This is a genomic window from Corallococcus praedator, from assembly GCF_003612125.1.
Lineage (GTDB): Bacteria > Myxococcota > Myxococcia > Myxococcales > Myxococcaceae > Corallococcus > Corallococcus praedator.
Window position 1 is genome coordinate 1 of the sequence record NZ_RAWI01000455.1, and the last position, 6876, is coordinate 6876.

The 6876-nt window shown below is 68.1% G+C and carries 9 protein-coding genes; 5 read left to right on the forward strand and 4 right to left on the reverse strand.

Translation table 11 applies throughout. The features are described 5' to 3' along the window. Positions 1-90 precede the first annotated feature (90 nt). The 3 genes from D7Y13_RS35845 to D7Y13_RS35855 all read left to right on the forward strand — a co-directional run bounded on the left by D7Y13_RS35845 (position 91) and on the right by D7Y13_RS35855 (position 2340). On the forward strand, positions 91-720 hold the full coding sequence (locus tag D7Y13_RS35845; RefSeq protein ID WP_120582718.1) for a cupredoxin domain-containing protein: 630 nt from the start codon (positions 91-93) through the stop codon (positions 718-720). Positions 721-887: 167 nt separating this feature from the next. Beyond that, positions 888-1412 carry a hypothetical protein gene (locus D7Y13_RS35850; protein WP_120582717.1) on the forward strand — a complete coding sequence of 175 codons (525 nt, stop codon included), beginning with the start codon at positions 888-890 and terminating at the stop codon, positions 1410-1412. A 460-nt stretch (positions 1413-1872) separates the two neighbouring features. Further along, on the forward strand, positions 1873-2340 hold the full coding sequence (locus tag D7Y13_RS35855) for a hypothetical protein (protein ID WP_120533770.1): 468 nt from the start codon (positions 1873-1875) through the stop codon (positions 2338-2340). A 9-nt stretch (positions 2341-2349) separates the two neighbouring features. On the opposite strand, the gene D7Y13_RS35860 is transcribed toward D7Y13_RS35855, so the two are convergent. Then, on the reverse strand, positions 2350-3084 hold the full coding sequence (locus D7Y13_RS35860) for an endonuclease/exonuclease/phosphatase family protein (RefSeq protein WP_120582716.1): 735 nt from the start codon (positions 3082-3084) through the stop codon (positions 2350-2352). A gap of 233 nt (positions 3085-3317) precedes the next feature. Between D7Y13_RS35860 and D7Y13_RS35865 the strand changes: the two genes are divergently transcribed. Both D7Y13_RS35865 and D7Y13_RS35870 read left to right on the forward strand, forming a co-directional pair. Continuing rightward, complete coding sequence (locus D7Y13_RS35865) at positions 3318-4343, forward strand: ferritin-like domain-containing protein (RefSeq protein WP_120533768.1); 1026 nt, start codon at positions 3318-3320, stop codon at positions 4341-4343. A 45-nt stretch (positions 4344-4388) separates the two neighbouring features. After that, a complete protein-coding gene (locus D7Y13_RS35870; protein ID WP_120533767.1) occupies positions 4389-5405 on the forward strand; it encodes an alcohol dehydrogenase in 1017 nt (338 codons plus the stop codon). A 101-nt stretch (positions 5406-5506) separates the two neighbouring features. Here the strand turns inward: D7Y13_RS35870 and D7Y13_RS35875 are convergent, their stop codons facing one another. From D7Y13_RS35875 to D7Y13_RS35885, 3 genes are read right to left on the reverse strand one after another with little or no spacing between them, the layout of a single operon-like run. Further along, a complete protein-coding gene (locus D7Y13_RS35875; protein WP_120582715.1) occupies positions 5507-5896 on the reverse strand; it encodes a DoxX family protein in 390 nt (129 codons plus the stop codon). A 2-nt stretch (positions 5897-5898) separates the two neighbouring features. Then, positions 5899-6465 (reverse strand): SRPBCC family protein, encoded by a 567-nt coding sequence (locus D7Y13_RS35880; RefSeq protein ID WP_120533762.1) that lies wholly within the window; start codon positions 6463-6465, stop codon positions 5899-5901. Next, positions 6462-6794, reverse strand: a complete 333-nt coding sequence (locus D7Y13_RS35885) for an ArsR/SmtB family transcription factor (RefSeq protein ID WP_120533761.1) — start codon at positions 6792-6794, stop codon at positions 6462-6464. The genes D7Y13_RS35880 and D7Y13_RS35885 overlap by 4 nt, the downstream gene beginning before the upstream one ends. Between the last annotated feature and the right edge of the window lie 82 nt (positions 6795-6876).

Here is a 6876-nt window from a genome sequence, read left to right on the forward strand (position 1 = left end):
CATCAGCACCCCGAGCCCCACCCGTGCGAGGGGGAACACAGGGGCAGGCACGGGGGAGGACACGGTGCGCATGAGGATCTGCTCCCCATCATGCCCATCTCCTATCGCTCCGAGCCGATGATCAACCGGGAGCGCCGCCTCTGGCAGCTCCTGCGCGAAGGCCACGTCCTGAAGCGGCCCATCCTCAAGGCCTACATTGGAGTTCCGGTCCGCATCCGGCTCATCCACGCAGCGGTGAAGGAGACACACGTCTTCCACCTGCATGTCTATGAATGGCATGCCGCGGATGTCCCAGGGGATGCGCCCGGCGAGTCGGCGGACGTGGAGGACCAGGGGCAGAAGGGCTTCAACTACCGAAGCGAACCCATTGGTCCGCGCTTCAGTCCGACGGGCGTCAAATACTCGCTGGCCAACCCGCACCCGGCCACGCCCGTGTTCCGCGTGCCGGCGGGAAGGCAGGTGCGCTTCCAGCTGCTCGGGGCGCTCGACAAGCCGCGCAGCCACAGCTTCACCATCCACGGGGTCACCTGGCCGGAGTGGCGCTTCCTCGCTTCCTGCGGCACGCCTCGGGTCTCCTCCGCATCCGCCATCACCTGCGGCACGGTGAAGACCTCTGAATTCACCCCCCGGCGCGCGGGTGACTACGCCTACCGCAGCGGCGCCGAGCGGTGGGACGTCGCGCAGGGAATGTGGGGGCTCCTGCGGGTCGTCCCCTGCTGACGGCGGCCCGTGGCTCCTCTTCCTTCCGAACGACAGCGTCAGCCGTTAGGCTGGGTGGCGCCGACATCCGCGGGGTGCGCTGCGAAACCGGGCCTCCTGCCTGCATGCCAAATCCATCCCCTCCTGACCTGCATCCCTCGACCTGGGCCGCCCTCGAAGCCACGGGTGTGCTTCAGAGCCCCGAACACGGGCTCGTCCAGAGCTTCTACGGCCAGCAGCGCGCCAGGCGCAGCCAGGTCCCCTTCATGAACCACATCCATGAAGGGCTGGCTGTCATGGTGCGCACCCAGGCATCGCCGCAGGCCCTGCGCGCGTTCTGCCTGCATCCCCTCGTCCAGGGCGACACGGACCTGCGGGACCACTACGCACGGGTCGCCCAGACCTTGGCGCCTGTTCCGGATGGGGCCTTCGTGCTGGGGCTCGCCATGGAATACCGGTCGGTGGCCAATGACTACCTCGCCCGTGCGACGCTGCCTCCAGCGGGCATCCGGCTTTCGCCCCTGGTGGAAGTCAACGCCATGCTGGTGGGCGACAAGGTCCAGAACCGCAAGGACTTCGAGTTGCACCACGCGCAGACCCACGCCCATCGCGTCAGGCTGGCGGAATACTTCCAACAGTGGTGTCAGGCATTGCAGGTCGAGCACCTCTACCCGCGGCTGAAGGCAATGCTTCAAGGAGCGGCCTGGAGCTGAGGGCCTGGCAGGTCCGGGCTCCGGCGGAAGAAGGCGGGCCCTGCGCATCCCGCCTTCTCCCAGGCCGAAGGTGACGTTTACGGAGTGGTCGTGCAGGCGTATGGGGTCCAGGCGGAGGAGCCCGCAACGTTGGTGAGCTGGAACCCGGTCGCGTTGCCGGAGGTGTCGGTCCAGTCTGCGCGGGCGGCGTCGGATACCCACGCGAGTGCAGCTCCGCCATGACGGCCGCCTCCAGGTTGCCGGTGATGGAGATGACCCCATCGTCGTAGATGTCCCCCGGCCCCCACGTGATTCCATCCACCTCCTTGGCGCCATTCGCCTGAACGATGCTGACCGGGTTCAGGACGAAGGTGGCACCGTGCATGGCTCGGCCAGAAAGAATGCAAATGAATTCCCGGGGGTCAGTCCCTGGATGAACGGCGGGCCGCACTGCCGCACCCCGCTTCCACCAGGAGCCCCCATGTTCCGGATTCCGTCCTTGTGTCTCTGCCTGTTTGCCTCGCTCGCCATCGCCGACGAGTCCTCTTCCAAGCCCGCACGGCTCACCGTGGCCCAGAAGAACGGCTGGGCCGTCTACGACAAGGACCTGAAGGAGAAGGAGGACGCGGTCAACAAGGCCTGCGGGTCCACCTTGAAGAGCAGCTACGACAAGACGACCTACCCCGCCTTCGACCCGATGAAGGACCGGACCCAGAGCGCATGCCGGGCGGCCGTGGGCACCCTGGTCGAGGTCTGCGGCACCGCGGATGGCAAGGCGGCGGTGAAGGAGGCGCTCACCAAGACGGTGTGCCGACTGTCGACGGATGGAACCCGGGTCTCACTCGATGCGGGCGTGCTGACCATCCACATCGACCCGGCGAAGAGCTCCATCGCGGGCAAGGAGGCCGGGAACTACAGCTGGAAGAGCGCCCTTGAGGAAGTGCTGTAGTTCCATCCGTCAGTACGCGACGGTCGCGGTGTAGGCGAAGTGGTCGGAGCCGAACTTCTCCAGGCGCTCGGCGGGACCGGTGCCGATGCCCTGGAGGACGTAGATTTGATCGATGGGCACACCCTCGACGCCCGCCGTCCGCAGGTGGTTCATGCCAGGGATGTCCTGTGACAGCGGGCGGTTGAAGTCACCCACCAGGACGACCGGCAGTCCCCGTCCGCGCAGGTCGGCGACCACCTCGTGCACCACGGCGTTGTGCGTCCGCCAGCGCTCCTGACGCTCGGGGTGCTCTCCGTTCCAGGCGCCGGAGATGTAGTGGGTGTTGACGAAGGCCAGCTTCGCGCCGGTCTCCTTGTTCTTCAGCACGACCCAGTTCACGAAGCGCGAAGGCGTCACCTCGGCCTCACCGCCATGCGTGAGTCGGGACCCGTCACCGGTCTTCTCGTACTTGTTCCTGCGCCAGGAGATGGCGATGGAGTTGCGCGCATCGAGCCGGCTCTCGCCGGGCCGGAAGTGGTCGTAGAACTCGAGCGCCCCGAGCTTGGTGTGGCCCTCGGAGGTGTCCACCTCCTGCCAGCCGATGATGTCCGCGAGCGGCTTGAACGTCGCCTGCCCGTGCAAGGTGTTGTGCGTCGCGACCGTGGTCGTCGTGACGGCGAGGGCCTCGGTCCGCGCCGAGGTGGAGGGCAGAAGCCCCAGGGAGAGGAGAAGGCTGACGACGGCCGAAGAAAGCAGCTTGAACATGGTCCCTTGATTCTTGCCCAGGCGACTCCCGGCTCATCCAGGAAAAAATGATTTCCAGGACACTGCCTCGCAGGGCGTCCACCGTGCAGCGCGCTGCACACGTGCGCCCCCTTGCACGCGGTCCCCTGCACACCGGGCGCGGCGCGCCTTTCATGAGCGACGGCGGTCTATGCTGGCACATGGGTTGCTGCATACCGCCGTGACTCTGGAGCCCAGATTCGAAAGGGTTGTGCATGGCCGAGCCCATCGTGCTGTTGCTGCTGCTGCTGGTGCTGTTCATCGTCGTCCTGGGGCCCGGGCTCTTCGTGGGGGGGCTCGTCTTCATGCTGAACGGCTACCGGTTCCGCGGGGGCCTGGTGACGCTCCTGGGCGCCACGACGATGGGGCTCGTGTACTGGGCCTACAGCGCAATCGGCGACATGAACTTCTCGAAGGGGCGCGTGCTGCGTCTCAAGGGGCGCGCTCGCGTGGCCCGTCGGGCCCTGGGGGACGGCTGGGCGGACGACGCCGCTCCGGCGCTCGAGGGCCTCACGCCCTGGCAGCGGACCGTGCTGGGAGAGGCGTGGATGTACTCCGCGAGCCTGGAGCATGCGTCGGTTCCGGCCTTCGCGAAGCTGTCGCTCAAGCTCTCCTCCCTGGGCGCGCCCTCGGAGCTGCTGGAAGCGTGTCACCTCGCCGCCCTGGACGAGGTCCGTCATGCCAGGCGGTGCTTCGCGTTCGCCCGGGCCTACTCGGGGCTGCCGTGGAGCGCGGGAACGATTCCGGAGCTGGGACAGGAGCGTCCCCTGCCCTCGAATCCAGGCGAAGCGGATGACTGGTCCCGGCTGGTGCGCGGGTCGTTGCTGGACGGATGCCTGGGGGAAGGGCTGGCCGCCAGCGTCGCCGGTGAAGCGGCGCGGCGGGCCAGCGACCCCGTCGTGCGCGAGACCCTGGCGGTCATCGCCGAGGATGAGGGACGGCATGCGGAGCTGGCCTGGGACGTCATCGCCTTCGCCCTGGAGCGGGGCGGAGGCAAGGCGAAGCAGGCGCTGCGTCAGGCATTGGAAGCACTGGAGGCGCAACAGACGCCCGCGCTCCCACGCATCCCGGGCGTGGACGAGGCCTTCCTGGCGCGCAACGGCGTGTTGCCCCAGGCGGAGTTGGGGCGACTGATGGAGGAGTGCCTCCAGCGGACGCGGGTCCGGGCGTCGGCGTGGGTGGAGCCGTCGGCCGCCCTCCCGCCCGCTCCCCTGCCTGGCGGTCTTCGTCGCGGCCCGTGAGGAGCCCTTAGCTTATCCGCGTTCTTCACACCCACGGAGACGCGGATGGCCAGGAAGATGAAGGCGGTGCAGGTGCGGCAGGCGAAGGGCCCGCTCGAACTCGTCGAACGTGACGTGCCGGAGCCGGGTCCCGGACAGGTGCGCCTCGCGGTGGAGGCCTGTGGCGTCTGTCACAGCGATGCCATCACCAAGGAAGGCTGGATGCCTGTCCAATACCCACGGGTCCCGGGTCACGAGGTGGTGGGCCGCATCGACCAGATAGGCCCCGGGGTGACGGCGTGGAAGGTGGGACAGCACGTCGGCGTGGGCTGGCACGGAGGCCACTGCGGTCAATGCACCGCCTGCCGCGAGGGCGACTTCGTCACGTGCGAGGTGCAGCAGGTGTGTGGCATCAGCTACGACGGAGGCTACGCGGAATACATGGTCGCGCCCCAGGAGGCGCTCGCCCGGGTGCCCGAGGGCATGAACTCCGTGGACGCCGCTCCCCTGCTCTGCGCGGGTGTCACCACCTTCAACTCCCTGCGCCACATGGATGTGCGGCCGGGGGACCTGGTGGCGGTGCAAGGCATTGGCGGGCTCGGGCACCTGGCCATCCAATATGCCCGCAAGCTGGGCTATCGCACCGCAGCCATCTCACGGGGCGCGGACAAGCGGCAGCTCGCGCTCGAACTGGGGGCGCACGAGTACGTCGACACGGAGCAGGGCCCGGTGGCCAAGGCGCTCCAGAAGCTCGGTGGGGCGCGCGTCATCATGATGACCGCATCGAGCAGCAGCCTCGCGGGCGAGCTGGTGGGTGGCCTGGGACGCAATGGCACCCTGCTGTTGCTGGGCGCGGGCGCGGAGCCCATCCCCGTCAGCAGCCTGCAACTGCTCATGAAGCGGCAGCGCGTCCAGGGCTGGCCGAGCGGCGTCCCCCAGGACTCGCAGGACACGATGGCCTTCAGCGCCCTCGCGGACGTGCGCTCGCGCAATGAAGTGTTCCCGCTCGAGCGCGCCACCGAGGCCTATGAGCGGATGATGGGCAACCACGCCCGCTTCCGCGTGGTGCTCAAGCTGCGGTGAGCCGTGCCCCGCACGGAGGCTCATCCACCTCCGTGCGAGGTCTGTCCCTCGATGAGCGGGTTGAAGCCAAGGCGGCTCCGTGCCAGCGCCCCTGAGAGACCTCAAGCGTTTCTCAAGTGCGGCCTGGCCTCCAGGCGCCGCCAGCAGAGGTACGACAGCCCCCAGAGCACGCCGGTGGCCACCGCGAAGCCCCACGCCTCCGGGCCATCCCCCACCGCGAGGTGGGCGACGAGCGCGGAGACCAGATTGATGGCGAAGCCGGCGTAGGCCCACTCCTTGAGCCGCGCCGGGACCGGCGCCAGCAGCAGCACTACGCCGAGGAACTTGGCCCAGGAGAGTTCCACCCGGAAGTAGTCCGGGAAGCCGAGGTGGGTGAAGGCCGCCGCCACCTCCGGCAGGCGCAGCTGCGCGTAGGCCGTGAAACCTATCTGCAGGCAGAAGAGCGCCGTGGCCAGCCAGAAGCCGATGATGAGTCCTTTGGAGCGAAGCATGTTCAGGTCCGGGGGGTGGAGGGTAGACCGGGGGGCTCGACGCCGAACTGCTTCGCGTACTCGACGTTCAATCGCTGCCAGCCGTCGAACTTCATCGCCTCGGGGCCGACGATGCGCCCCAGGGGCTCACCGGACAGCAGCCCGTCCAGCACGTCGAAGCAGATGTGCCAGCCCGCCGCACCCATCGAGATGAACCCACGGTGGATGTTGTGCCAGAGCGTGAGCCGGGTGCCGCTGCCTCCCAGCGGCTCCAGTTCCCAGCGCATGTCGCTCCCACCCCAACTGTATTCGAGCAGCTTCGGCGCTTCCGCCCGCTTCACCTGGGTCTCGGCGACGAACGGCGTCGGAGCGCCCACGGTCGTGAGCTTCGCGGTGCCAACGGCACCCAGGTTCCGGTCGGAGTCAAACGGAGCCCACTCGCGCAGATGCTCGGGATCCGTGATGGCCTCCCAGACCTTCGCGGGGGGATGACGCAGGTCGCGGACGAGCACGAGCGTCCACTTCTCCGCCTCCTTGTGGATCCTGGCTCCGGCCGCGGGGCCGGGCGTGTACTTCGCACGGTGGCTCATCGCTTCTTTCCTTTCTTGGGTGTCGGGTCCATCTGATCAAGGTGGCGTTCGAGCGCATCGACGTGGGCCGTCCAGAAGCGCCGGAAGGGCGTCAACCAGGCGTCGACCTCCATGAGCGGTTCGGGCCGGAGCCGGTAGACCCGCTTCTGCGCTTCGACGCGCGCCTCCACGAAGCCGGCCTCGCGCAGCACCCGCAGGTGCTTGGACACGGAGGTCTGCGGCATCCGCAGCTGGCGCTCAAGCTCGCCGACGGAGCACTCTGATGCGGCCAGCAGACTGAGGATGCTCCGGCGGTTCGGCTCCGCGAGGATCGCGAACGAGGATTCCATGCGGCGTATATGCCTATTGATTCATATTCCCGTCAAGTCATATACTGACCGCCATGACCGAGCCCCTGCGCGCCCCCCACCC

Bases quoted from the DNA above. Each gene is read 5' to 3' on its own strand.
- D7Y13_RS35880 (WP_120533762.1), bottom strand. From the start codon at position 6,465: ATGAGCCACCGTGCGAAGTACACGCCCGGCCCCGCGGCCGGAGCCAGG.
- D7Y13_RS35865 (WP_120533768.1), top strand. From the start codon at position 3,318: ATGGCCGAGCCCATCGTGCTGTTGCTGCTGCTGCTGGTGCTGTTCATC.
- D7Y13_RS35855 (WP_120533770.1), top strand. From the start codon at position 1,873: ATGTTCCGGATTCCGTCCTTGTGTCTCTGCCTGTTTGCCTCGCTCGCC.
- D7Y13_RS35870 (WP_120533767.1), top strand. From the start codon at position 4,389: ATGGCCAGGAAGATGAAGGCGGTGCAGGTGCGGCAGGCGAAGGGCCCG.
- D7Y13_RS35875 (WP_120582715.1), bottom strand. From the start codon at position 5,896: ATGCTTCGCTCCAAAGGACTCATCATCGGCTTCTGGCTGGCCACGGCG.
- D7Y13_RS35860 (WP_120582716.1), bottom strand. From the start codon at position 3,084: ATGTTCAAGCTGCTTTCTTCGGCCGTCGTCAGCCTTCTCCTCTCCCTG.
- D7Y13_RS35845 (WP_120582718.1), top strand. From the start codon at position 91: ATGCCCATCTCCTATCGCTCCGAGCCGATGATCAACCGGGAGCGCCGC.
- D7Y13_RS35885 (WP_120533761.1), bottom strand. From the start codon at position 6,794: ATGGAATCCTCGTTCGCGATCCTCGCGGAGCCGAACCGCCGGAGCATC.